General features: G+C 42.8%; 14 protein-coding genes. 6 read left to right on the top strand and 8 right to left on the bottom strand.

The window, feature by feature from the left end:
* Positions 1-545: 545 nt before the first annotated feature.
* The 5 genes from V7K76_RS17885 to V7K76_RS17865 form a co-directional block, all read right to left on the bottom strand.
* On the bottom strand, positions 546-1514 hold the full coding sequence (locus V7K76_RS17885) for a Rieske 2Fe-2S domain-containing protein (RefSeq protein WP_334779628.1): 969 nt from the start codon (positions 1512-1514) through the stop codon (positions 546-548).
* A gap of 334 nt (positions 1515-1848) precedes the next feature.
* Positions 1849-4044, bottom strand: coding sequence for a lytic transglycosylase domain-containing protein (locus tag V7K76_RS17880; protein ID WP_334779627.1), 2196 nt, complete (start codon positions 4042-4044; stop codon positions 1849-1851).
* Between the two features lie 450 nt (positions 4045-4494).
* Positions 4495-4749, bottom strand: coding sequence for a hypothetical protein (locus V7K76_RS17875; RefSeq protein WP_334779626.1), 255 nt, complete (start codon positions 4747-4749; stop codon positions 4495-4497).
* Between the two features lie 693 nt (positions 4750-5442).
* On the bottom strand, positions 5443-6009 hold the full coding sequence (locus V7K76_RS17870) for a phycobiliprotein lyase (protein WP_334779625.1): 567 nt from the start codon (positions 6007-6009) through the stop codon (positions 5443-5445).
* Positions 6010-6084: 75 nt separating this feature from the next.
* Positions 6085-6765: a HEAT repeat domain-containing protein gene (locus V7K76_RS17865; RefSeq protein ID WP_334779624.1), complete on the bottom strand. Its 681-nt coding sequence runs from the start codon at positions 6763-6765 to the stop codon at positions 6085-6087.
* A 519-nt stretch (positions 6766-7284) separates the two neighbouring features.
* On the opposite strand from V7K76_RS17865, the gene infC reads away from it, so the two are divergent.
* Positions 7285-7818, top strand: coding sequence for a translation initiation factor IF-3 (gene infC / locus V7K76_RS17860; protein ID WP_334779623.1), 534 nt, complete (start codon positions 7285-7287; stop codon positions 7816-7818).
* Between the two features lie 300 nt (positions 7819-8118).
* Here the strand turns inward: infC and V7K76_RS17855 are convergent, their stop codons facing one another.
* Positions 8119-9576 (bottom strand): AAA-like domain-containing protein, encoded by a 1458-nt coding sequence (locus tag V7K76_RS17855; protein ID WP_334779622.1) that lies wholly within the window; start codon positions 9574-9576, stop codon positions 8119-8121.
* Between the two features lie 736 nt (positions 9577-10312).
* Between V7K76_RS17855 and V7K76_RS17850 the strand changes: the two genes are divergently transcribed.
* From V7K76_RS17850 to V7K76_RS17830, 5 genes are all read left to right on the top strand, one after another.
* Positions 10313-16906: a HAMP domain-containing protein gene (locus tag V7K76_RS17850; protein WP_334952304.1), complete on the top strand. Its 6594-nt coding sequence runs from the start codon at positions 10313-10315 to the stop codon at positions 16904-16906.
* A gap of 590 nt (positions 16907-17496) precedes the next feature.
* Positions 17497-18540 (top strand): aspartate carbamoyltransferase catalytic subunit, encoded by a 1044-nt coding sequence (locus V7K76_RS17845; RefSeq protein ID WP_334779620.1) that lies wholly within the window; start codon positions 17497-17499, stop codon positions 18538-18540.
* 49 nt (positions 18541-18589) lie between these two features.
* Complete coding sequence (locus V7K76_RS17840; protein ID WP_334779619.1) at positions 18590-18748, top strand: hypothetical protein; 159 nt, start codon at positions 18590-18592, stop codon at positions 18746-18748.
* Between the two features lie 416 nt (positions 18749-19164).
* The gene (locus V7K76_RS17835; protein ID WP_334779618.1) at positions 19165-20016 is read left to right on the top strand and encodes a hypothetical protein; all 852 of its coding nucleotides are present in this window, start codon (positions 19165-19167) and stop codon (positions 20014-20016) included.
* Between the two features lie 69 nt (positions 20017-20085).
* Positions 20086-21078 (top strand): pentapeptide repeat-containing protein, encoded by a 993-nt coding sequence (locus tag V7K76_RS17830; RefSeq protein WP_334779617.1) that lies wholly within the window; start codon positions 20086-20088, stop codon positions 21076-21078.
* A 392-nt stretch (positions 21079-21470) separates the two neighbouring features.
* Here the strand turns inward: V7K76_RS17830 and V7K76_RS17825 are convergent, their stop codons facing one another.
* Entirely contained in the window at positions 21471-22811 is a 1341-nt protein-coding gene (locus V7K76_RS17825; protein WP_334779616.1) for a TldD/PmbA family protein, read from the bottom strand.
* Positions 22812-23081: 270 nt separating this feature from the next.
* Entirely contained in the window at positions 23082-24554 is a 1473-nt protein-coding gene (locus tag V7K76_RS17820) for a TldD/PmbA family protein (protein ID WP_334779615.1), read from the bottom strand.
* Positions 24555-24719: the final 165 nt, after the last annotated feature.

Genomic DNA, 24719 nt, shown 5'->3' with positions numbered 1-24719 from the left:
ATAGAAAACATGAATGGGTTGAAAAACCACATTTGTCGTAGGGGCACAGCAGTGCTGTGCCCTCCATAGCGCGGGTTTACATATATCAAAGAATGATTCATCAAGGACAGAAACGTCATATTTTCGTGATGCATACCATGATTAATTTGTACAGTGCGTAAGTTCTAGGCTGGTAAGTCAGTCGGCGTTAAAAAATTAACCTATGCAACAAAGTGTAAGGTCAGCAAAAAGCCTATAAAGCAATAGTTCCAGGGTTTTTACAAAACTCAATATACCTTGGTTTTATCGTGCCGACTTACTTAGGTTCTCGATGCTTGAAATCATTTATTTTAATCTGGGCGATCGCGTAAAGCCTACGGCATAGCTTCTCTGCGAGACGCTGCGCGAACGCTTAACACGGAGCGTCTTGTAGAGAAGCGCTGCTACAAGCAAATCGCTCTTGGGGGATCATGAGGGCGTAGGCTTTGCCCGCCGCAGGCATCGCTATTGAATTATAGTCAAGATAAAGTCACTTTAGAGTACATATAAAAATTGAAACCTAACTATTACCAAGCGCTGTATAACTTTTCGACGTAAACCATTATTTCCTCCTTGGGCAACCGGATTTTGGGTTTCTGCTGGGGGTACAAACTCTCCAAGGTAGCTGAATCTTGCTCTATAACCTTTGCTGTTGCCTGTATCAATGACCTCCGAGCGATCGCATTCATTCCCAGCAACTGAAATAGTGGATTCTTCCATTTGCCATAACATAAGACAAATGTTTTTGTTCGATGTTCCGTTTCAGGGTACAAAATGTAGAACTGTGGAATATGCCCAAAATCCACTTCTGCTCTAAACATGGTCGTTGAAGGAAAACTGTATTCTAGTTCGCTTCTATAGGTTTTTGGAGTACTGAGCAAAGCCGGATTCTCTAAAATCTCACTCAGAGTATTGTCTTCTCGGAGAAAGGTCTGTTCAACTCTGACACGATAACCATCTTCTTCAAAAGTATGAACTGGATTTTCACGAATCTTGAAACTTGCACGATGGCTGCCGTTTTGGTGATTAAAGTCGTAGTTGATTTTAATGCAATTTAAAAAGCTTGAATGAATGCTTTTTTCGCCTGCAATACCGAGAAAACCCAACCCTTCTGTTCTTCGGGGAATCAGATCGGGAATGGGCAAGCGCGGTTCAAAGCCACCATAAGTCCAGATTAGATCGCCTTGAATCACTAACTCTAAAGTTGTTACAATCGCTTGACCACTTGGCTTTCCGTCTTTAAGCAATTTACCACTGCCATCAAATTCAAGAGCATGAAAGGGACAAGCGATAGAATCGCGAGATACACATATCCAACCCTCCCAAAGAGGAGCCTGCATATGAGGACAAATATTCTCAAGAGCAAAGATTTCGCCTTGTGTATTTTGCCACAAAACATAATCCTGGCTGTTGAGGGTAACTTTATAAGGCTTGTTTAAACCCAACATTGAGCGATGTGCAATTAGCCAAGGCGCACCAGGAAGAATTGGTGTCATAATAAAAGCTCTCCCATTCCAGAAGGGCAGCAGTTAGGATTCATTACGCTCAAGTTTAGCAGCAGATTTCCGATCCAAAACCGAACGCCTCATCGACAACTTTTGCGCTGCTAAATTAATGCTTACAACCTGCGAGTAATTCCAGTTATTAGCGATCGCTTCACCCTCTCAACAGAAATAGGACTTACGCAAACAATAGCCGAAAAGAGTGATTTTTGAGTAGTAGGGGCAATTCATGAATTGCCCCTACCGCGCGTATTTTTGCGTAAGTCCTAAGCTTGACCTTTAGCTAAACACATATCACTATGAGTTGTGAACTTTGAATTTTGAATTGTTATCGCGCCGGTAGTTGTGGATGTGTAGTCGAGTACTTGGCGACGATATCAGAAATCTCTGGATTGTAAAGTCTCAAATAATTCCAGTAATTGCCAAATACTTGCCGCACATAATTTTTGGTTTCATCAAAGGGAATTTCTTCAACAAACTCGTCTGGATCTTTTGTAGTTAGAGTTTGCAACCATTTGGAGACGTTGCCAGGGCCAGCATTGTAACTAGCGATCGCCAACAGAGAGTTATTGTTATATTGCTGATGAGTATGATCCAAATACCATGTACCTAGCATGATGTTATCGTTGGGATTTTCTAGGTTTATGGTTTTGAAATCCACCTTGATTTGTGGGGCAATCCATTGAGCGGTACTTGGCAACAGCTGCATTAAACCAGTGGCGTTAGCGACGGATTTGATTTTTGGCTCAAACCGCGACTCCTGACGGATTAAGGCAGTGACTAACAAGGGATTGAGTTTACGCTCAGTAGACCACTTTTCAATCTCCCGAAGATAGGGAAATGGATAACGGGCTTGCCAGTAGGTGATTTGTTTGCTCAGAGTTTGATATTGGGCGAGTTCTGCGGGGATTTCGCGGTCTTCCAATTTAGAAATTTTGTCAATTCCGATGAGATTTTCTCCCTTAGCCTGCCGCATTAACCCTTCAGTAAATTGCTCTGCTACCGTTGGCTGAAGTTTGTTCTGAAATTCTGTTTGCCATTGTAACCAGGCATCACGGTCTTGACCCAGCAGATATAATTCTTTGAAAGTCTCAGAACCAGCAGGCGGTACTGGACGTTGGGGTGCGATTACTTCTGGGTTCATGGCGCGCACGTTATCAAAATTGCCGACATTTAGCCCTAGCATGGTTGCGGCTCGCCAAGCATAGTAAGAGTAAGGAAACTGGCTAATCACATATTCATAAGCAGTTTTAGAATCCTGTTGCTTGCCTAGTAAAGCTGTCCATTTACCTACCCAAAAGCCTGCTCTTGGAGCCAAAATACTGTTGGGGTTGTTGGTAACAATTGGTTCTGCCCACTGCCAAGCACCGACGTAATCTTTAACATTGGCTTTATCTTGGGCTATTTTCCAGCGATACTCTGCGGCTTCATCAGAATTACCGTATTTAGCTATGAGTATTTGCCATGCGGCGCTAGCTGACTTTTGATCCTTGAGAGTTTGGAGAGTTTTAGCTTTTTGTGCCAGTGCAGTAGCAGCAAGTTTTGGAAATTTACTAATTACCTGATCGAGATAGGGTAAGCCGTCTTTAGGAGTTTTTGCGGTTTCTGCTAACCGTAGTAAAGCATTCCCAGTTTCCTCAGTATTGGGAAATTGTTGCACCAATTGTTTATAGGTGGCGATCGCTTTTTCTTTATCTTTACCTCCTACCTGTAACCCTCGTGCGGTACGGTAGAGGTTACGCGATGTTTTGGGTGCTTTGGCATAAGCATTGGCTGCTTTCAGAAATTGACTATTTTCCCAATAGCTTGTACCAATTAGTTCCCAATCTCCGGGTTTCAAAGTAGGCTGTTTTACTAGCTGATCCAAAACGCCCACTATGCCCGGTTGGTCATAAGCATAAGTAGCCAAAATCAATTCTAAATTGGGCTGATTGGGATTTTCTTGCAAGCGTTTGCGAATAATTTCCCAAGTTAGAGGATTGCTAGGAAATTGAGCGATCGCAATTTCTTGTTGCTTCGGTTGGGCAATTAGATATAGTGCTTTCACGCTGGCCGCTTCTTTGGGATACAGTTTCAGCACTCTTTGCCTAAGATCCGAGGCTTTGCCATCCTCGCCCAGCATATCCTCTGCCTGGGCAAGTTTGAGCAAAATGTAGGGCGCAAGGATGGGATAGTCTTTCTCTAGTCCTTGGAGTAAAAGTAGAGCTTTTTTCCCTTGGGTTCTTTCAATGTAATCACTCGCCAAAAGATAACGAGCGCGATTTCGGTCTGGCGATTGCGATTCTTGGGCGATCGCTGCTAGTTTTGCCGCCCGTTCTGGCAGTGATTGTGATATCAGTGGAAATACGGCTGATTGAGCCTTACTTGCCTCTGATGTTTGCTCCGTTTTATTCTGACTCAGTTTGAGCCATTTCCCTAGAGATTTGCCGATCTCCGGTGCTGATACCATTGCCCCAGCTAAAAAGGCAAACAGTGCCGCACCCGCGATTATCGAAATTTGCTTTTTCTGTAGTTTCTTCAGCATGAATACCCGCTGAAAAGTTCCGGTGAATTTCTTGAAACTCTAACACTCCTAACCATCAGTGTTACCAAATTTTAATTTTAGATTTTTAATTTTATGTAGAAAAATACTAATTTTCAATCCTACAGTTGGCAGTATTGAGTAGATAGCACATATTAAATACTATTACATCTACCTTGGGTATATCATAAATGCAATTCGTCGCCATCACTTGGCAGTGAAAACCCAATCCCCAGTTCCCAGTCCCTTTAATTAAACTTGAGTGCTTGTTACCAAAATGCGTAGTTTACCGCCGCAGGCATCGCTATTTAGAGCGAATCTCTTTAGGAATGCCTATGCCGTTATCAGAAATTATAATCTTCACTTGGTTGGTATTGATTTGACGAGTCTTAATCCAGATGGTATTTGGGTTGGCTAAAATATCTGGAAACGAACGCCCTTGATTAGATTCTTCTAATCCATCAACAGCATAGCTAAACGCAGCTTGGTTTCTGCTTGTGTTCGTTCTGCGATCGTTGCCGTCAGCACGAGAATAGTGGGTGTAATCACGCCAATAAACGATTGCAGCTGCATTAAAGATTGGTTGATATCTGCACTTACAAAACCACCTTTGCCATTGACGGTGGCGATGACTGCGATCGCTAAAACAACGCTGCCTCCAATTTGCCATAGCGGATGAGGGACTATAGAGGATTTTTGTTGAATCATCTGTTTAGTGGCTGCTTGATATCAACGTTGCTTATCTTTACATAGAGTGCCCTTTTCCCTTAAGGTTGCAACAGAAAGCAGGCATAAAAGTGGTTTAAAAATAATTGACTGTTAACCGTGGTGGGAAAGCTGTACGCAGTCTCCTATATTACAGATAATGTTTCTATCATCAGTAATTGTCTATCGGACTAGTATTTGATTTATGAAAAAATCCAAGTATGTGTAGGGTGTGTTACGGTTTCCGTAACGCACCAAAATCTTCGGGTGGTGCGTTAGCCTACGGCATAACACACCCTACAAGGCTACTGAGATATTTTCAGATGATCGGTCTCTAGTTAACAAACTCCGTGGGTTTAAGTCCCCCGGTTCAATAACCGGCAAGTTTTGGGTCGGGGTCTGTCTTGCAAAGTTGCTCCTCTTGGGGAGACCCCAAGACCGCACTTTGCGCTAAATCCCCGGACGCGACGCTCGAGTACTCGCTAACGCTGCGCTATCGCAGACTCGCTACCGCAACGCTTTCACAAAACTTACTTCCGACTTCTTTAACGAACTTTGGGGGTTTAAGTCCCCAGCAATACAGGCAGCCCGTTTTGGGTCGGGGTCTAAATCCCCGTCCCAAAACGTAATTGCGAATTGCGAATTGCGAATTGTTTTAATTCCCCCCATTTCTGGAGGGAATATGTTGTCAAAAAACTAACTAGATACTGAATTAGCCGTTTCCGAAGCCTTCTCGGCTGGTGGAAAGCCACCCATACGAATTTCAGAAGTGAAAGAAGTGATACTAAATCCATCAAAACTCTTGAGGACATTTACCCGCATTCGTAAATTGGGGCTAGCAAACCACAAGCGTTCCTCTGACGATATATTTTCATCCTCTGTACTTAGAATCAAAGCACCGTCACTGTCGATTTTATAGCGTCCGGCAACTGGAGTTTTATTGGCATCAACTATTTCTCGCAGTAATTTACCTTGGGTGGGATTATCTTCATCAGGTACGGAAACTAACACAGTTGAACCACTGTGTTTCACTTGATCCTTTTCTGTTGTGCCATTCCAGGTAATTTTGCTAGCAGAGGAAGCAGAACTGGGATTAATTTTATACTTTTGACACAGTTTGATCGCTTCTGGATGATCTAATGCCAGCGTCTCAACGATGATATCTGACTTGCTATGTTCCGATTGGTTAAAAGCCAAATGTTGACTAGTACGATGAGAAAACCATTTACCAGCACTTAACTGAAAAAACTCTTCAATATTCATGAATGAAATTACCCTGCATCAAAATGCTAAAATTCCCACTTAATTATTATTAAAAGGTAGCAGAAGGTTTTAATATTAAGCTTGATTGCCTATTTCCTCAAGCTTTTTGAGGCCAATTCTGGCTGCCTCAGCAACGTTGAAATGATTGTCTTTTTCTAGATATTTTAAAGCTGAGACACTTTTAGAAGTAGGAAGATTGCCCAAAGCTTCTGCCAAACGCTGTCTGACTAACCAATCATCTGATTGGGCGAAGCGCAGGATTTTATCTACAGACTCGATGTCTTTAATTTCTCCCAGCGCAGAGATTGCAGCTTGCTGCAACACTACTTCTTTACTATCTAATGCCTGAAGAAGGATTTGACGGGCACGAGGGTCTTTAATGTTACCTAGAGAAACAGCCGCACTGAAGCGTACTAGCCAATCAGTATCTTCATAGAATGCCCGTGATAGCACCTCAAAGGCTCTGGCATCACCCAAATATCCTAAAGCACCGGCAGCATCGGCACGCATACCATAGTCTGGATCATTTTCGAGAATTTTTACCAAAATTGAATAACATTCTGGTGTCGGCTTGATTCCAAGGGCAAATATTGCCATCGATCGCAGTTGCAAAGATTCGTCATCAAGTACCTTTTTAATCAAAGGAACAGCATCTTCAGGGTCAACATGACGCAGATTAGCAAGGGCTACCATGCGATCGCGTAAATTCGGACTTTCTAACTGAGTAGAAATTTCTTGTAAGCTTAGAGCTGCCATTTAGTTCAAAGCGTTTTCTTTACTTATCTTAATTTACCTGATCCGTTCATCAGGCTGTCGCCATAGTGAAGTAGGAGTTTGGCTACTTGACAAAATGCCTCAGTTATGGGTGGATTGGGGACTGCTAGATCCCCGACTTCTTCAAGAAGTCGGGGATCTGAACATCTAGCAAAATTACACCATGTCAAAATTAGTTGAAACTGCCCGACGAAGACGTTAATCGCCCAAGCTAATTGTTACTGCGTAGGCGTAGCCCGTCGTAGACATCGCAAAAAATATTGCTAAATAATTGTAATAATATTTAACATAGCCTAGGTTGTGTAATTTAGATTAACTATCGCCAAGAAATTATCTCAGAGTGAGTAGAATGACAAATACAACGAGGCAAGTCTTTTACGGATTAGTTACCCTAGAACTGTAGACTACGTTTTCATTCTTGAGTTACTTCTGTATTTTGCCTCTGAGGCATACTAATCTAGACCACCCTGAATCCTTCATTAAGAACTCCCACAAATCATAATGTCTGTGATTGAGAAGAAAAGAACTCGCGATCTGCCCCAAATTAATGAACGAATTCGCTTCCCAAAAATTCGGGTCATTGACACTGACGGTGCCCAGTTGGGAATTATGCTCCCACAGGAAGCAATACATCTAGCCGAAGAAAAAGAGCTAGATTTGGTGCTAATCAGCGATAAAGCTGACCCGCCGGTTTGTCGGATTATGGACTATGGCAAATACAAGTTTGAGCAGGAGAAAAAGGCACGGGAAGCCCGGAAAAAGCAACACACCGCCGATGTCAAAGAAGTTAAGATGCGCTACAAAATAGAAGAACACGACTACAATGTGCGTGTTAAACAAGCAGAGCGCTTTTTAAAAGATGGTGATAAAGTCAAAGCGACTGTGATGTTTCGGGGTCGAGAAATTCAACACAGCGACCTAGCAGAAGATTTGCTCAAGCGAATGGCAATTGATTTGGAGCCTTTTGGTGAGCTTCAACAAGCGCCAAAAAAAGAAGGGCGAAACATGATGATGCTTATCTCGCCCAAAAAATAATTCTCTAACTGTTCACTAGACCAAGTTTAGAAATCCCCTGACTGTATAGCCAGGGGATTTTGTCATTTTTGTTTGGGGAATTCCAAGAAATAAATTATCCAATATTGTGGGGTGGGCAAGATGCCATTGGTGTCAAGTTAAGGCATCAGCCCAGATGTCAAGTGACAGAGCAGCTGTTCGTCGGTGACGTTGACGGACGGCTTTAACCCGTAATATAAAAAGATAATCCCCATAAATAAATTTAGCGTCCCGTAGATAAGGGGTGCGGAAGGTGCGAGAGAAAGAGTATCTGATAGTTTCTCAAGCACGTTTTTGTAATGATTTATATTCCAACTCAGCAACGCCTAGTTGTTTTTTAAAGTAGGCACGGTAGAGTTCGCAACGTGGTAGGATGCGATCGCCTTCATAAGCGATCAACCCTAAGCTTTCGAGCTTATGAGCGTCAATGGGGTTCAGAGAAATACTTTGTTTTGTGTTCACAACCTCAATATATGCCTTTACCAAACTGGGATTTTCTTGTAAGATTGCCCAGTGTCGCCATAAATGATAACGATAGATACCGCCATTAGCGATCGCCTCCTGTATCAGTTCTTCTAAGGTGATTCCTTGACAGCAAAGATAATACAGAGCAATCCGAATCAGTGCAGGATGTCCCCCAACCAGAGACATCAGTTGGGTAACTTCGTTATTAGAGTTCCAATCTAGTCCGTGTCTTTGGGCTAAATATTTTACTTGCTGCTTAGTAAATTCTGGCAGATGGAGCGGTAGTCCAATATTAAATGGAGAGCGGTTGATATCCAAAGAAACATATACTTCTGTGGAGTAAACCACCACTAGCCTTAGTTTCTGCAAGTTACTATCTTGTCGTGCTTCTTCATACCAAGAGCGCAACAAACTAAAGAACTCCTGAGCAATTTCAGGATATTCAAAAAAGCGATCAACCTCATTTAATACTAAAACCACTGGGCTTTGACTCTGCTTGAGCAAATAAGATTGCAAATATAAACTGCAACTCAACTTACAGCCTATTTCCTCATCCCATTTCTCATCTAGCTTCGGATCAATGCCCAATTCTGTGGCAATTTGCCAGCACAGAGAACGCAAAAGCTTGTTTAAGTTTGTCAGAAAACTGGAATCTATTTGTTTGCAATTGACCTTTACCGGGCGATAACCTTGCATCTGGGCAAAAGCTAACAACCGTAGCACAAGAGAACTTTTACCCATCTCTCTTGGCGCTCGAATCCGAATCACACAGCCAGGTTGAATTACTTCTCGATAAACTAGTTCCTCAATGGGGGGACGTTCAACATAGAACGGGGAATCTAGAGGTACGGGGCCATCTGGGTATGACCAAAGATTTTCTAGTTGGTCATGGTGCTGAGTAGCAAAAGTATCTAAAGATAAAAACTGGGATATCTCGTTTTTTTTTGTATCTAATGTATCCAAGCTCCGAGAAAAAGCTTGATAGCTTTCGGTATGATTTGATTCACTGACGATCGCATAATCTTCCCTGTGTAATTCTAGGTTAAAGGCGCTAAAACACAATTTCAGGGTTTTTTGATCTACGCCTGTATTCAACGACCATAATCGGTTTAGAGTTTTGGTAGAAACATTCATCCGATCGCCTAAATCTTCTAGAGTGAAGCGACGCCCATTGTTTTGTACCTTTTCTATGGTCAGAATCGCCGCTTGTAAACGCTTCAACCCAGCGATCGTCAGGACAAGTCCCCGCTTTCTCGTGCTTTTAGATTGCTTCATGTCGCTAATTATCTATCTGCTTTTTTTCTTTACCGTCTGAGCTATCTCCTCATTGTTTCATGTTTTAAAACAGTTATTCAACAGTTACTTACCCGTTCTTAGAGTATTAATTAACTAGTAAAAAAATATACATCTATCTTTAGAGAGATTTAGATAAGTGGGTATAAATAAACATAACTATATTGATTATCTTTTTTCCCGCCTCTGTGGAAAGGGGCTGATAATTCTGCATCAAGTATTTTTGATTACTTGCAAAGTTGAAGTCCCTTACCAAGCAACAACCAATCTCCCAAAAATTAATCCTTTGGCACCGTGGGCGCGGTTTACTATGCGATGCTGTATTCGCCCAGGTAGGCATCGCCCACAGTTGATGCTGCATAACAGAGTCCAACTAGCTATTATTAGCTAAGGGACTTCCAAATAAAAAATATTCAATTAACTCTTGTGGGGTGGGCGTCTCGCCCGCCTTATGGACTGGGCGGGCAAGATGCCCACCCCACAATATTGGATAATTTATTTTTTGGAGTTCTTTAAGTGGTATGTCAGATACGACGGCAATACCATCTAGTTTGCAGTCTTTATCAACTGCTTACAGTCGCACCCGTAAAAATTAGTTTGATTTACTTTTTATTTTCTACTCTCTATTTTGATAACCATTACCTAAAAGTTTTCTAACTAAGTACGGGATACAAAAAATACAAAAAATTCCTCAAGATTCAAGATTAAGGATAAGGCTATGGCAACCGAACAGTTGACTAGAGACAGCGACAATTTAGATTTAAATCAGCTACTAAGAACGCTGAATGCTGTTAAACAGGGTGACTTTTCAGCTCGGATGCCCATAGACCATACTGGGGTGGCGGGAAAAATTGCTGATACCCTCAATGATATTATTGATCAAAATGAGCGGATGGCGGCGGAGCTACAACGGATTGGTAACGTTGTTGGCAAAGAAGGCAAAATTGCCGATCGCGCCTCTCTCGGAGATGTTCGAGGATCTTGGTCAGATTGTGTGACTTCTGTTAATACTCTGATTACAGATTTAGTTCAACCAACGGCTGAAACTACGCGGGTGATTCGGTCGGTTGCCAATGGTGACTTATCCCAAACGATCGCCACAGAAATTGATGGCAGACCTCTCCAAGGTGAGTTTCTCCAAACTGCGAATATTGTCAACACGATGGTAGAACGGCTTGGTTCCTTTGCATCAGAAGTTACTAGGGTTGCCCGTGAGGTGGGAACTGAAGGGAAGTTGGGTGTTCAAGCCGAAGTGCAAGGTGTGGCTGGCACTTGGAAAGATTTGACTGATAACGTTAACTTAATGGCGGGTAATCTCACTGGTCAAGTTCGCAACATCGCCGAAGTTGCCACTGCGATCGCCAATGGTGACTTATCCAAAAAAATCACTGTTGATGTCAAAGGCGAAATTCTAGAACTAAAAAACACCGTTAACACGATGGTGGATCAGCTTAATTCCTTTGCGAGTGAAGTAACGCGAGTTGCCCGTGAAGTTGGAACTGAAGGGAAGTTGGGCGTGCAAGCAGAAGTTAAAGGTGTAGCAGGTACTTGGAAGGATTTAACCGACAACGTTAACTTGATGGCAGGAAATTTAACTGCCCAAGTCCGTAACATTGCGGAAGTGACAACGGCGGTAGCTAATGGCGACCTTTCCAAAAAAATCACTGTGGATGTGAAAGGCGAAATTTTAGAGTTGAAAAACACCGTCAACATCATGGTGGATCAACTTAATTCTTTTGCATCGGAAGTCACAAGAGTTGCGCGTGAGGTGGGTGCAGAAGGAAAATTAGGCGGTCAAGCAGAAGTGCGCGGGGTAGCGGGTACGTGGAAAGATTTAACTGATAGTGTGAATTTCATGGCGGGAAGCTTGACGGCACAGGTGCGGAATATTGCCGAAGTTACTACTGCTGTGGCAAATGGGGACTTATCTAAGAAAATCACCGTCGATGTGAAAGGCGAAATTCTGGAGTTGAAAAATACCATTAATACAATGGTGGATCAACTCAATTCCTTTGCATCAGAAGTCACAAGAGTTGCGCGTGAAGTGGGAACTGAAGGGAAGTTGGGCGTACAAGCAGAAGTGAGGGGAGTAGCAGGTACTTGGAAAGATTTAACTGATAACGTTAACTTAATGGCGGGTAATCTCACCGGACAAGTGCGAAATATTGCCGAGGTTGCCACTGCGATCGCCAATGGTGATCTATCTAAAAAAATCACCGTTGATGTTAGAGGTGAAATTCTCGAACTCAAGAATACCATCAATATAATGGTGGATCAACTCAGTTCTTTTGCAAGTGAAGTCACAAGAGTTGCGCGTGAAGTTGGCAGTGAAGGTAAACTGGGTGTGCAAGCCGATGTGCGCGGCGTGGCTGGTACTTGGAAAGATTTAACCGACAGCGTGAATTTCATGGCGGGAAGTTTAACGGCACAGGTGCGGAATATTGCCGAAGTGACAACGGCTGTTGCAACAGGCGACTTATCCAAGAAGATCACTGTTGATGTTAAAGGTGAAATTTTAGAACTTAAAAATACCATTAACACAATGGTGGATCAACTCAATTCCTTTGCATCAGAAGTAACAAGGGTTGCCCGTGAGGTGGGAAGCGAAGGTAAATTGGGTGTGCAAGCAGAAGTGCGCGGCGTGGCTGGAACTTGGAAAGATTTAACTGACAGCGTGAACTTCATGGCGGGAAGTTTGACGGCGCAAGTGCGAAATATTGCCGAAGTGACTACGGCGGTTGCAACTGGCGATTTATCCAAGAAAATCACTGTTGATGTCAAAGGTGAAATTCTGGAGTTGAAAAATACCATTAATACAATGGTGGATCAACTCAGTTCCTTTGCAAGTGAAGTTACAAGAGTTGCTCGTGAAGTGGGAACTGAAGGTAAATTGGGTGTACAAGCGGAAGTGAAAGACGTTGCCGGCACTTGGAAAGATTTAACCGACAGCGTAAACTTCATGGCGGGAAGCTTGACGGCACAGGTGCGGAATATTGCCGAAGTGACAACTGCGATCGCCAATGGTGACTTATCCAAAAAAATCACTGTTGCTGTCAAAGGCGAAATTCTGGAACTCAAGAATACCATCAATATAATGGTGGATCAACTTAATTCTTTTGCCAGTGAAGTTACAAGAGTTGCCCGTGAGGTGGGAAGCGAGGGTAAACTCGGCGTACAAGCAGATGTGCGCGGCGTAGCTGGAACTTGGAAAGATTTAACCGACAGCGTGAATTTTATGGCCGGAAGCTTAACGGCACAGGTGCGAAACATTGCCGCCGTCACCACCGCCGTAGCTAATGGCGACTTATCTAAGAAAATCTCCGTTGATGTCAAAGGTGAAATTTTAGAGTTGAAAAACACCGTCAACACAATGGTAGATCAACTCAATTCCTTTGCCAGTGAAGTTACCAGAGTTGCCCGTGAGGTGGGAACTGAAGGTAAGTTAGGTGTACAAGCCGAAGTTAAAGGTGTAGCCGGCACTTGGAAAGATTTAACCGACAGCGTAAATTTCATGGCGGGAAGCTTGACGGCGCAAGTGCGGAACATTGCCGAAGTTACCACAGCAGTAGCAAACGGCGACTTATCTAAAAAAATCACCGTCGATGTCAAAGGTGAAATTCAGGAACTTAAAAATACCATTAACACAATGGTGGATCAGCTAAATTCTTTTGCATCGGAAGTTACCAGGGTTGCCCGTGAGGTGGGAACGGAAGGTAAATTGGGCGTACAAGCTTACGTTAGAGGTGTTGCGGGGACTTGGAAAGATTTAACGGATAACGTGAACTCGATGGCGGGGAACCTCACCGGACAAGTTCGCAACATCGCCGAAGTTACGAAAGCGGTAGCTAATGGCGACTTATCGAAGAAAATTACCGTTGATGCCAAAGGCGAAATTTTAGACTTGAAGAACACCACCAACACGATGGTAGATCAACTCAGTTCCTTTGCCAGTGAAGTAACGCGGGTGGCGCGGGAAGTGGGAACTGAAGGGAAGTTGGGCGGACAAGCGCAAGTCCAAGGTGTTGCGGGGACTTGGAAAGATTTAACTGATAACGTGAACTCGATGGCGGGTAACTTAACGGCACAAGTGCGCGGTATTGCCAGAGTTGTAACCGCAGTTGCTAACGGTGACTTGAAGCGGAAACTGATGTTAGATGCTAAGGGAGAAATTGAAACCTTGGCAGAGACAATCAACGAGATGATTGATACCCTAGCGACATTTGCTAATCAAGTAACCACAGTAGCGCGAGAAGTGGGAATTGAAGGGAAGTTAGGCGGACAAGCGAGAGTCCCTGGGGCGGCTGGAACTTGGAAAGATTTAACGGATAATGTAAATGAACTTGCTGCTACACTGACAACTCAGTTGCGAGCGATCGCAGAAGTTGCTACAGCTGTAACTAAAGGTGATTTAACTCGTTCAATTGCCGTCGAAGCATTAGGGGAAGTAGCAATACTTAAAGATAATATCAACCAGATGATTGCCAACCTGCGAGAGACAACGCAGAAAAACACCGAACAAGATTGGTTGAAAACTAACTTAGCCAAGTTTACTCGAATGCTCCAAGGGCAGCGAGATTTGGAAACCGTATCTAAACTAATTCTCTCAGAATTAGCACCCTTGGTAGGAGCGCAACACGGCGTATTCTTCCTGATGGAGTCTGCGGAAAATACACCATATTTAAAACTAATCAGTAGCTACGCTTACCGCGAACGCAGACATCTAGCTAACCGCTTCCAATTGGGTGAAGGTTTGGTGGGACAATGCGCCTTAGAAAAAGAGCGAATTCTGCTGACGGATGTGCCAAGTGATTATGTCAGAATTGCCTCTGGTTTAGGAGAAGCCACGCCCCTGAATGCCGTGGTGTTACCTGTACTCTTTGAAGGACAGGTGACAGCAGTGATTGAATTAGCATCCTTTCGCCGCTTTAGCGAAATTCATCTGACATTCTTTGACCAGCTTACCGAAAGTATTGCGATCGTTCTCAACACGATCGCCGCATCGATGCGAACTGAAGAATTACTCAAACAATCGCAATCTTTGGCTGAAGAACTCCAAACTCAGCAAAGTGAACTCCGGGAAACCAACAAGCGCTTAGAACAACAAGCCCAATCACTCAAAACTTCTGAGGATTTACTCAAAGGACAGCAAGAGGAACTGCAACAAACCAACGCCGAATTAGAAGAGAAGGCAGAGTTGTTGGCGATGCAAAAGAAAGAAGTCGAGCGCAAAAATCGGGAAATTGAACAAGCAAGACTATCTTTAGAAGACAAAGCTGAACAACTCGCCCTTTCCTCAAAATACAAATCAGAATTTCTCGCCAACATGTCCCATGAACTGCGGACACCGCTAAACAGCTTGTTGATTTTAGCGAAATTGTTAACAGATAACATCGATCGCAACCTCACCGCCAAGCAAGTCGAATACAGCCGAACAATTTATTCAGCCGGTAATGATTTGTTGACGTTAATCAATGACATTCTGGATCTCGCTAAAATTGAATCTGGAACGATGTCCATTGACATGATCCCAATGCCATTAGGAGAGTTGGGTGATGTGATTGAGCGCACCTTCCGGCAAATTGCTGAAGACAAAGGACTTGCCTTTACAATTGAATTCACTCCCGAATTGCCAAACACCATCTATTCAGATGTCAAACGCTTACAACAGGTGTTGAAAAATCTCCTCTCCAACGCTTTTAAATTTACAGAACAAGGAGAGGTACGCTTACGGATTGCGGTGGCCAAGCTAGGGTGGAGTCTCAGTCACGAAACCTTAAATAGTGCCCAGCTTGTGATTGCCTTCTCAGTCAGCGATACAGGCATTGGCATTGCCCCCGAAAAACAGAAAGTGATTTTTGAAGCATTTCAACAAGCCGATGGCTCTACCATTCGCAGATACGGCGGCACCGGATTAGGCTTATCAATTAGCCGCGAAATCGCCCGTCTCTTCGGCGGCGAAATTAAACTCATCAGTCAACCCGGTGAAGGTAGCACCTTTACATTCTACTTACCACAATTGAGTGCTGAGTCTAGATTGACACTCCCCACTCCCCACTCCCCTCTCCCCTCTCCCCACTCCCCACTCCCCACTCCTCACTCCCCACTCATAAATGACGATCGCACTACCATTGAAAGAGGCGATCGCGTGTTATTAATTGTTGAAGATGACCTTAATTTTGCGCGTATCCTGCTAGATATGGCGCAACAGCAAGGATTCAAGGTAATAGCTGCCCAAACCGGTAGTACAGGTTTGATGTTAGCGCAGCAATTTCTACCTTCAGCCATTTTGCTAGATATCCGGTTGCCAGAAATGGATGGTTGGACGGTATTAGATCGTCTGAAACATGACCCAAATACCCGTCACATTCCCGTACATATTATGACAGTTGAGGAAGGAAGACAACGCGGTTTACAATTAGGTGCGATCGCATATCTGCAAAAACCCTTAACCAGCGAGACAATATCCGAGGCGTTGAGCAAAATTAAAGGTTTTGTTGAACGCCAGGTGAAAAATTTATTAGTAGTCGAAGACGATGAGACTCAACGGCTGAGTATTGTTGAGTTAATTGGCAACAGCGATGTTTCAACCACAGCAGTGGCTAACGGTACAGCAGCCCTAGAAGCGATTCGCACCCAGCATTTTGATTGCCTCGTCCTCGATTTAGGGCTACCCGACATGACCGGCTTTGAATTGATTGAGCAGATAAAGCTTTTACCTCACGGTAAAACTTTACCAATTATTGTCTACACAGGTAGAGAAATTAGCAAAGCTCAAGAAACAGAACTCAGACGAATTGCCGAGACAATCATTATTAAAGATGTGCGATCGCCCGAACGTCTCCTAGATGAAACAGCATTATTTTTACACCGAGTCCAAGCAAATTTACCAGCACCCAAGCGCCAAATACTTGAACAACTGCATTCACAAGACTACTTACTCACTGGCAAAAAAGCGCTAATTATAGACGACGATATGCGGAATATCTTCGCTCTTACCAGTATGCTAGAGCGTTATCAAATCCAGGTTTTATATGCTGAAAATGGCAGAGAGGGAATTGCATTGTTACAAAATACACCAGATATTGATGTGGTGTTGATGGATGTGATGATGCCAGAAATGGATGGTTACGAAACAACACGCGTAATCCGCCAAAACGAGCAATTTAAATCTTTGCCGATTATTGCACTGACCGCTAAAGCCATGCAAGGCGATCGCGAGAAGTGTATTGAAGCCGGTGCATCAGACTACATTACTAAACCCGTAGATACCGAACAATTGCTGTCGCTGTTGCGTGTTTGGCTATATCGTTGATACTACTGTAAAACCTTTACTGCATTTTTGAATTAACAGCCAACGGTCAGAGTCTTTGTCCAGTGCTGGCTTGAGACGAAAATTAAAAACATCCTCCCACACTTCTACGCCGTGAGTAGAGGCAAAATCAATCTCAAGCTCTTTAAAACGTGGGTAGTCCCGTTCGCCGATCGCTAAATTACCCAATCTTGTGGGGTGGGCATCTTGCCCGCCCTATGAACTAGGCGCTCATGTTGCCATTGGTGTCAAGTTAAGAAAATTAGAGTCCAATACGGTTCAGTTAGCGCCAAAAACCCCTCAGATGCGTAGGTTGGGTGGAGGAACGAAACCCAAAATTTTCGCGGGTTTGTTGGGTTTCACTTCGTTCCACCCAACCTACAATTTTTTTGCAACATTTTAGCCTTGCCACGCTACTAGCTGGATTTACGCCGTGCTGTACTAGTCCTTTGTATTCACAAAGGACTAATGAGAAAATAATAGATATCTAATTTGATAGAAGACAAGTGATATCATTTCCTCTGCATCTGTAAATTAAAAAGCTGTAGAGACGCGATCGCTTGTATCTCTATGCAGGAAACTGATTGCTATTTATGCCTACTAACACTTGGAATCGTCATCACATTCTTTCCCTAGCTGATTTCACTACCACTGAATACGATACTGTTTTGCAAACTGCTGCCAGTTTTCAAGAGGTGCTATCACGGCGGACGAAGAAAGTACCAACCTTACAAGGACAGGTGGTGGCGAATTTATTTTTTGAATCGTCTACCCGCACTCGCAGCAGTTTTGAACTCGCAGCCAAACGCTTAAGTGCAGATACGCTGAACTTCGCCGCCGCCACATCTTCTATGACTAAGGGAGAGACAATTCTCGACACGGCGAAAACCTATTTGGCCATGGGAACTGATATTATGGTAGTCCGCCATCGAGAGGCAGGAGTACCGAATGCGATCGCGGCTGAAATGGATCGTCTAGGTGTAAAAGTTAGCGTCCTCAACGCTGGTGATGGTCAACATGAGCATCCTTCCCAAGCATTGCTAGACTTATTTACCATAACCACTCTCATTGACCCAGATCATCCCCGAATAGAACTTTTAAAGGGGAAAAAGATTGCCATTATTGGAGATATTCTTCATTCTCGTGTGGCGCGATCGAATATCTGGAGTTTAATTGCTAGTGGTGCCGAAGTGCATCTTGCAGCACCACCCACCCTTTTACCCAAGTTATTTGCCGAGTATATCTTGGAAGAAGCAGAAGGTCAGGAAGCAGCAGGAGATAAATCAATTATCTCATCGCCCTCCCCAAATCAACAACTTTTTATTCACTGGCAGCTAGAACCAGCTTTACAGAATGCCGATTTTGTGATGACTTTGCGCTTGCAAAAAGAACGTATGACGGCTCATTTACTACCAAGTTTGCGAGAATATCATCAGCTATTTGGTATTACACGTGCAAAGCTGCAACTCTGTAAACCTAACGTCAAAGTTTTGCATCCAGGCCCGGTTAACCGAGGTGTCGAAATTAGTTCTGATTTAATGGATGACCCAGAATTTAGCCTCATTCAATCGCAAGTTACCAGTGGTGTCGCCGTTCGGATGGCGCTGTTGTATTTGATAGGAAGCGGTAAGGTTTAAATAATTTAACATCAACCCCAATCCAATACGGTTCGATTAAGGTTTTTTGATGAAAATTCTAGCTCATAGAGACGGGATAAATCATCACAAAGATGCGATAAATCGCCCTCAAGACAAGAGACTGATTATTGTAGAGACGGCGATTCATCGCGTCTGTTGCCTTAACCTGTGGGCAAAGTTGCTTGACATAACTACACAAGCTAGATAAAAAGGGTATAACATAAGACCAGCCCTTTCAACGCTGAGTATAAATTCTCGAAGATGAATTCCTCTTTAAACCTCTTTTCTATGTGTTCTCTGTCTGGGAAAGACTGATATCTGAGGCTGGCTGCGCCAACAGAGGTTTTTTGCCCTCAGATTTTTCGCTGTGCCTCGTGGTTAAATAAATAACTTATAAACCACTTCCGACACAGACATAGCTCAGAGAAAAAGAGATTTTATGAGTTACCTTGAAAGGGCTAATCTTATCACTCGTTCGGACTTACGCACTAAAGATCCACCAATGATCCTAAAAAGTTGGCTCTTAGGGTTCCCCTTTTTAAAGTTAGGCGGAATCTAGGTTTAAAATTTTCAGTGCGTAAGTCTTGTTTATTGCTATTTAATACCTGTGCCGGAGATTTGCCGATGAAAACTATATCTAGCCTCGATTCAGTAACTAAACATTTAGAACAGCATGAGAACTCAAAACGGATTAAAAAATTAATATACTCAGCTTGCAAAAATATTTGGGAGAATGATGAAGAGACGCTAGATAGGTTTAAATTACAGGAATTAATTCAAGAATTATACAGATTAAATCCAACTATAAATAACTTAAATTATAGTTTATCTAAAGTTGTAAAAACCCTTAACAAACAAGCCGAATATGCCCTACTTGCCAGTATTATTTCTCATGAAATGCAGAAGCTATATATAACACCTGATGAAGCCACAGGAATATTATTAAATCAATCTCATCAAGAGGAACAGACATTTTATAATTCTGGGCAAATATCATCAAATTCTATAGATAAATCTCCAAACAATCAAACCAAACATCAATACAATCAGTTTGATTTACGGCAAAATATTATGAAGTATACCAACCCACTTAGGGCTAAGATAGTTCTATTTTCTGCACTTTACAAAAAGTTTGCTTTCAATGAAGAAGACTGGTTGAAACTGAAGGCTGAACAACTTGATGATTTATTGTTGAGATTATTTGATACTTGTCCAACTATCAAAGAGCTTGAATCTAAACTAAATAGTGCTGTTATATCTCTAGGTAAGCCGGATGAGAATATTCAAGCAGCTAGTGCAATCATCCAATCTATGCGAGGTTTATATGGCAACATATCACCCAGCGCCGACGGATATCAACCGTTTAACAGCAATTCATCTCTAGAAACGAGAACATTAGTTAATCCTCATCAAAAAATTGCACTCATAGATGATAATAATACCTGTCAATTTATAGTACCTCCTACCAAAGAATAATCGTAACTTTTGAATATTGTTGAGCCTGGAAAAATTTGGAAATATTATAGTAATTGAGATAGGAAAAATATGGATGCTAATGAACTTCTTCAGCGATATGAAAATGGAGAAACGAAATTTATTGAGGCAAACTTAAATGGAGTAAATTTATTTGGTGCAGACTTGATTGGTATAGCTTTGAATAAAGCAGATTTGGGTAATGCTATCCTAATTTTTAGCTATCTAAATCGAGGAATCCTAAATAAGGCAAATCTAGTTTGTACAAAGCTAAGTGGCGCGAACTTAAATCAGGCAAGTTTAATCAGTGCCAACCTGCATGATGCTAATTTACATGGTGCAACTTTGCAGGGTGCTGATTTGCGTAATGCCAATTTAACTTTGGCATATATGTTAGATACTAACTTGATGGATGCCGATTTGCGTGGTGCAGATTTGAGTGGTGCAAATCTAACTGGTGCGTGCTTGCGTGGTGCTAACCTGCGAGAAGAAAAGAGAATGTATTCTGCTAGTTTACGGGGTGCTAACCTGCATAAAGCTGACCTGCGAGGCGCTGATTTAACTGGTGTAGATTTATCTAAAGTTGATTTGAGTGGTGCTAACTTGAGTGAGGCAACGCTACGTTATGCCGATTTGAGTGACGCTAACCTGAGTGAAGCGATTTTGTATAATGCCTCTCTGGCAGATACTAACATCGGGGGTGCTAATTTAAAAGGTGCTAACCTGATGAACGCCAGGCTGGAACGGTCAAATCTCGTTGATGCCGAACTTACAGGTGTTAACTTGTATGGTGCAATTATGCCAGATGCTAAACTGACTAGATGTCAGATGAGTGGGGTAAACCTGAGTTTTGCAAGGTTAAATAGAGTTGATTTAAGTCGGGCTAACCTGCGTGGGGCTAACCTCACTGAAGCAGACTTAGTTGATGCCTATCTTGCTAGGACAAACTTGACTGGCGCTAATTTAAGTAAGGCAAATCTAATCAGAGCAGAAATGAGTAGTACAAATTTGACGGGTGCAGATTTGCGTGGTGCAGTTATGCCTGATGGAACAATTAACGACTAAAAATTAGAACTTATGCACTGTACAAATTAATCATGGTGTGCATTTACCAAAATAGATGGTTTCAGGCTTTTATTAATCATTCTTTGATAGTAAATAGACTCTCGGTGTAGGGGCACAGCAGTGCCCCTACGTGTCAACTTAAGCTGAAACTCCTTTAAAACCTCGTTTCCAGCCGGAGGCTGGAAATGCTGCTCCTAGCGGCTCTGCCGCCAGTAAGAGAGGCGGAGCCTCAAAGACAAGCATTCCCAGTCGGAGACTGGGAACGAGGCAGAGTACTGAGTAACAAGAAGATTACTTCAGTACTTCCGCACTTATGGTAAAAGCCCGCCTCTTGTGGCGCGGTCTTTCAACTCAGCACGGGCTAAACGCCCCGCTACCGCTAACAGCACTCTTCATTCACCGGTAATTGACAGTTCATTAACCCAGATTTTCGGGCAAACTCCCCCTGGCGTTAACTCTGGTTCTTTTTCTACATAAATAATTGACTTCAAGAGTTCTAAGAAATCGCCGGCAACCGTTGCTGACTCAATACTCGTCTTAACACCCTTGTTAACTAGCCAACCATCAAAGGGCAAAGAAAAGGAACCCTGCAAGGCTTTAACTCCGGCATGGAGAGCTTGTAAATCATCGATAAGAATTACATTTTCAGCCGTTTCTAAGCTCAACTCTTGCTCAGGAGTTCCTGTTGAGAAAACATGATAAAAATTGGGACTGACGCTGACTTTTGCACCAATACTGGCATTCCCCGTTGGCTGGGTATTTAACCTTTTAGCAGTACCAGCACTATGGAGAAATCCTGTTAAAATGCCATTTTCAATTAGCGAAATTTGACGAGTAGGTGTTCCTTCGCCATCAAAACTTTCTGCACCTACGTTAGCTGGGTGAAGGGCATCATCATAAAGTGAAAGTAGAGGAGAAGCAATTTGCTTTCCTAAATCATCAGGAGTTGATAGGCTTTGATTGTCTAAAATACTTTGGGCATTGAATAAGTTAGAAAAACCACCCAGCAGACTTAAGAAAGCTTCTGCTGAGAAAACAACTCGATATTTGCCAGTTTTAATTTTTTCATAATTCAAGTGGCTGATGGTTTTATCGGCGGTTTCTTTGATGCAACCATTAATATCTAGATTATCTAAATTTTGGTTGATTCTAAAAGCACCTGCACTACGCGGTTTTTTTCCTTCTTCCTCAGTTTTGCTGTAAAGATAAACTGATGCCAAAGAGTGAGATTCAGTTCTCACTGCACCATCGCTATTGAGATAGAATCTGTCAACATCTCTTTGTGATAAACCGTTATAAGGTACACCTTTAATTGCTGGATGAGATGCTAGTAATTCTTTTTCAGCTACCAACAATTTTTCTATAAGTTCAGCAACTGGTGCTTGGGGTGCTTTATCCTGAGGTTTATTTGGGATAGGAATAGTAGCCTCTGGACTAAAATCAGGAACATTCTCTCTAACACCAAAAAAACTAGCTTCATAAGCAGTTTTCAAAGCTAATTCTAGTCCCTTGGGGTCTACATCTGTGGTGCTGGTGACACCCATTATATTATCTTCATTCCAGACACGAACAGTAACACCAGAACGATTTGACGCTTTAACTTGTTTTGGCTCACCTTGGTCTACTTGTACGCTAGTATCATCTACTGTTGAGCCATAAATGTCGAATTTCTTAATGCCAAGCTTCTCAGCATTGTCCTTGGCAGAATTTGCAATCTCATTGATATTTGGCATAGTTGATTTTAGATTTTAGATTTTAGATTGGAAGCGATTTTATTTTGAAGATTAGATTTTGGATTTTGGATGTTAAGGGTTTCCACATAATCAAGTTTATTTGTACTTACTGGGCGGGTGAGACACCCACCCCACAAGAAATGTACAATCGAATATTATGCAAATTAGATGTGGTTTAGCTGATGACTTAATATTTGTCTCACAGCTTTTTATTCACATAATATCCAAATCATTCACAATCCCAAATCCAAAATCTCAAATCCAAAATTCTTATCTTCCACCGACGGTAATAGAATCAACCTTGATATGGGGTTGTCCAACTGTGGTGTAAATACTGCCACTAACGGAACCACAAAAGCCTGGGGCAATTTCCAAATCTTGAGAACACAAGGAAATTTTATTCATAATTTCCTTAGCTTCACCAATAAGTATTGCTCCCTTTAGTGGTTTGGTGATTTTGCCATTTTCAATCAAATAAGCTTCATCAACACTGAAGTTAAATTGACCTGTAGCACCAACGCTACCGCCACCCATCTTTTTGCAGTAAATGCCTTTATCAACAGAGGCAAATAATTCATCAATTGTGTATTCGCCAGAATCGATATAAGTATTCCGCATCCGGCTAGCGGCGGCATAGGTATAATTTTGGCGGCGTCCACTTCCTGTTCTGGGGTGTCCGGTGCGTGTAGAACCTGTTCTATCTGCTAAGAAGTTTTTGAGAACGCCTTTTTCAATTAATAGGGTTCTTTGAGCAGGCATACCTTCATCATCCATGTCAATTGTCCCGAAGGCATTTTCAGAGCGCCCTTCATCCCAGGCTGTCAAACTTTCGTGGGCAATTTTTTCGCCTTTTTTGTCAGCAAAGGGAGAGGTATTACGTTCTATTTGAGTGGTTTCTAGGAGGTGTCCACAAGCTTCGTGGAAGATTACGCCGCCAAAGTGGTTGGCCATAATAATGGGGTAAGTACCCGATTCCACGTAATCTGCATAGAGCATTTTTCCAGCCGATTCTGCTATTTTCTCAGCAGCTTGTTGAGAATCCCAAGTTCTCAAGAAGTTGGCATCGCTAGTATTACCCGCGCGATCGCCAATTGAGGTACGATTAGCACCATCAGCACACAATAGGTTAAATCCTACTGACTGGGTGAGGCGAATATCACGAGCAAAAGTACCATCACTGGCGGCGATTAAAACTTCTTGCCAATCTCGGAAATAGGTAGCACGGCGCGATTGGACGTGACTAGCTTTTTGTTTCAGGTTGGCAGTACCCTCAAGGAGGATTTCTCCCATTTCTCGGATGGAGCTACATACTGGTAGCCAGGCATCTTTACCTCTTTTGGTGGCGTAATCTCTCAATAATTCCAGATTAATTTCTGGGATGAAAGCCTTTGCAGTGGGTAGTTGTAATCCCAAGATAGAAAGACCTTTTTCTAAGGCTGCTTTCAAACCGGAAAACGAAAGGTCATTGGTGCTAACGTAGCAGTCAGCTTTACCGCGAAATACTCTGACTCCCGCGCCTGTAGATAGGCTGGGTGAAATACTGGTGATGGCGTCGTCTTCTGCAAGAGAACTAATATAGTTACGACGTTCTAAAAATAATTCGATGAAGTCAGCGCCGGCGGCGCGTCCTAATCCCAGAAGGGTAGCCAGTGGGGCTTCCCAGGTTTCATCGAAACGCTCTGGTGTGGAGGAATATTGGAGGGTGGGAAGTTGATTCGAGAGAAGTAGCGTACTTGTAAGCATGGGTAGCCTCGTCTGCTGGCGTAGTTCAGAGATTTGACTGAAAAATCCTGGTGTGTTCAGTCTAACAAATGAGTTAAAGTCACTGTTGGTAGAAAGGTGTGTGGATTTTACTCCTCTTCAGCAACGCCTTGGCAAATTAGCCCATAGAGTAAAAGTTTGGGACTA

This window comes from Nostoc sp. (genome assembly GCF_036917975.1).
Taxonomy (GTDB): Bacteria; Cyanobacteriota; Cyanobacteriia; order Cyanobacteriales; family Nostocaceae; genus Nostoc.
This window is presented reverse-complemented; position numbering and strand designations above follow the sequence as displayed.

Excerpts from the sequence above, each read along its gene's own strand:
- V7K76_RS17885 (WP_334779628.1), bottom strand. The coding sequence starts at position 1,514 with ATGACACCAATTCTTCCTGGTGCGCCTTGGCTAATTGCACATCGCTCA.
- V7K76_RS17880 (WP_334779627.1), bottom strand. The coding sequence starts at position 4,044 with ATGCTGAAGAAACTACAGAAAAAGCAAATTTCGATAATCGCGGGTGCG.
- V7K76_RS17875 (WP_334779626.1), bottom strand. The coding sequence starts at position 4,749 with ATGATTCAACAAAAATCCTCTATAGTCCCTCATCCGCTATGGCAAATT.
- V7K76_RS17870 (WP_334779625.1), bottom strand. The coding sequence starts at position 6,009 with ATGAATATTGAAGAGTTTTTTCAGTTAAGTGCTGGTAAATGGTTTTCT.
- V7K76_RS17865 (WP_334779624.1), bottom strand. The coding sequence starts at position 6,765 with ATGGCAGCTCTAAGCTTACAAGAAATTTCTACTCAGTTAGAAAGTCCG.
- infC (WP_334779623.1), top strand. The coding sequence starts at position 7,285 with ATGTCTGTGATTGAGAAGAAAAGAACTCGCGATCTGCCCCAAATTAAT.
- V7K76_RS17855 (WP_334779622.1), bottom strand. The coding sequence starts at position 9,576 with ATGAAGCAATCTAAAAGCACGAGAAAGCGGGGACTTGTCCTGACGATC.
- V7K76_RS17850 (WP_334952304.1), top strand. The coding sequence starts at position 10,313 with ATGGCAACCGAACAGTTGACTAGAGACAGCGACAATTTAGATTTAAAT.
- V7K76_RS17845 (WP_334779620.1), top strand. The coding sequence starts at position 17,497 with ATGCCTACTAACACTTGGAATCGTCATCACATTCTTTCCCTAGCTGAT.
- V7K76_RS17840 (WP_334779619.1), top strand. The coding sequence starts at position 18,590 with ATGAAAATTCTAGCTCATAGAGACGGGATAAATCATCACAAAGATGCG.
- V7K76_RS17835 (WP_334779618.1), top strand. The coding sequence starts at position 19,165 with ATGAAAACTATATCTAGCCTCGATTCAGTAACTAAACATTTAGAACAG.
- V7K76_RS17830 (WP_334779617.1), top strand. The coding sequence starts at position 20,086 with ATGGATGCTAATGAACTTCTTCAGCGATATGAAAATGGAGAAACGAAA.
- V7K76_RS17825 (WP_334779616.1), bottom strand. The coding sequence starts at position 22,811 with ATGCCAAATATCAATGAGATTGCAAATTCTGCCAAGGACAATGCTGAG.
- V7K76_RS17820 (WP_334779615.1), bottom strand. The coding sequence starts at position 24,554 with ATGCTTACAAGTACGCTACTTCTCTCGAATCAACTTCCCACCCTCCAA.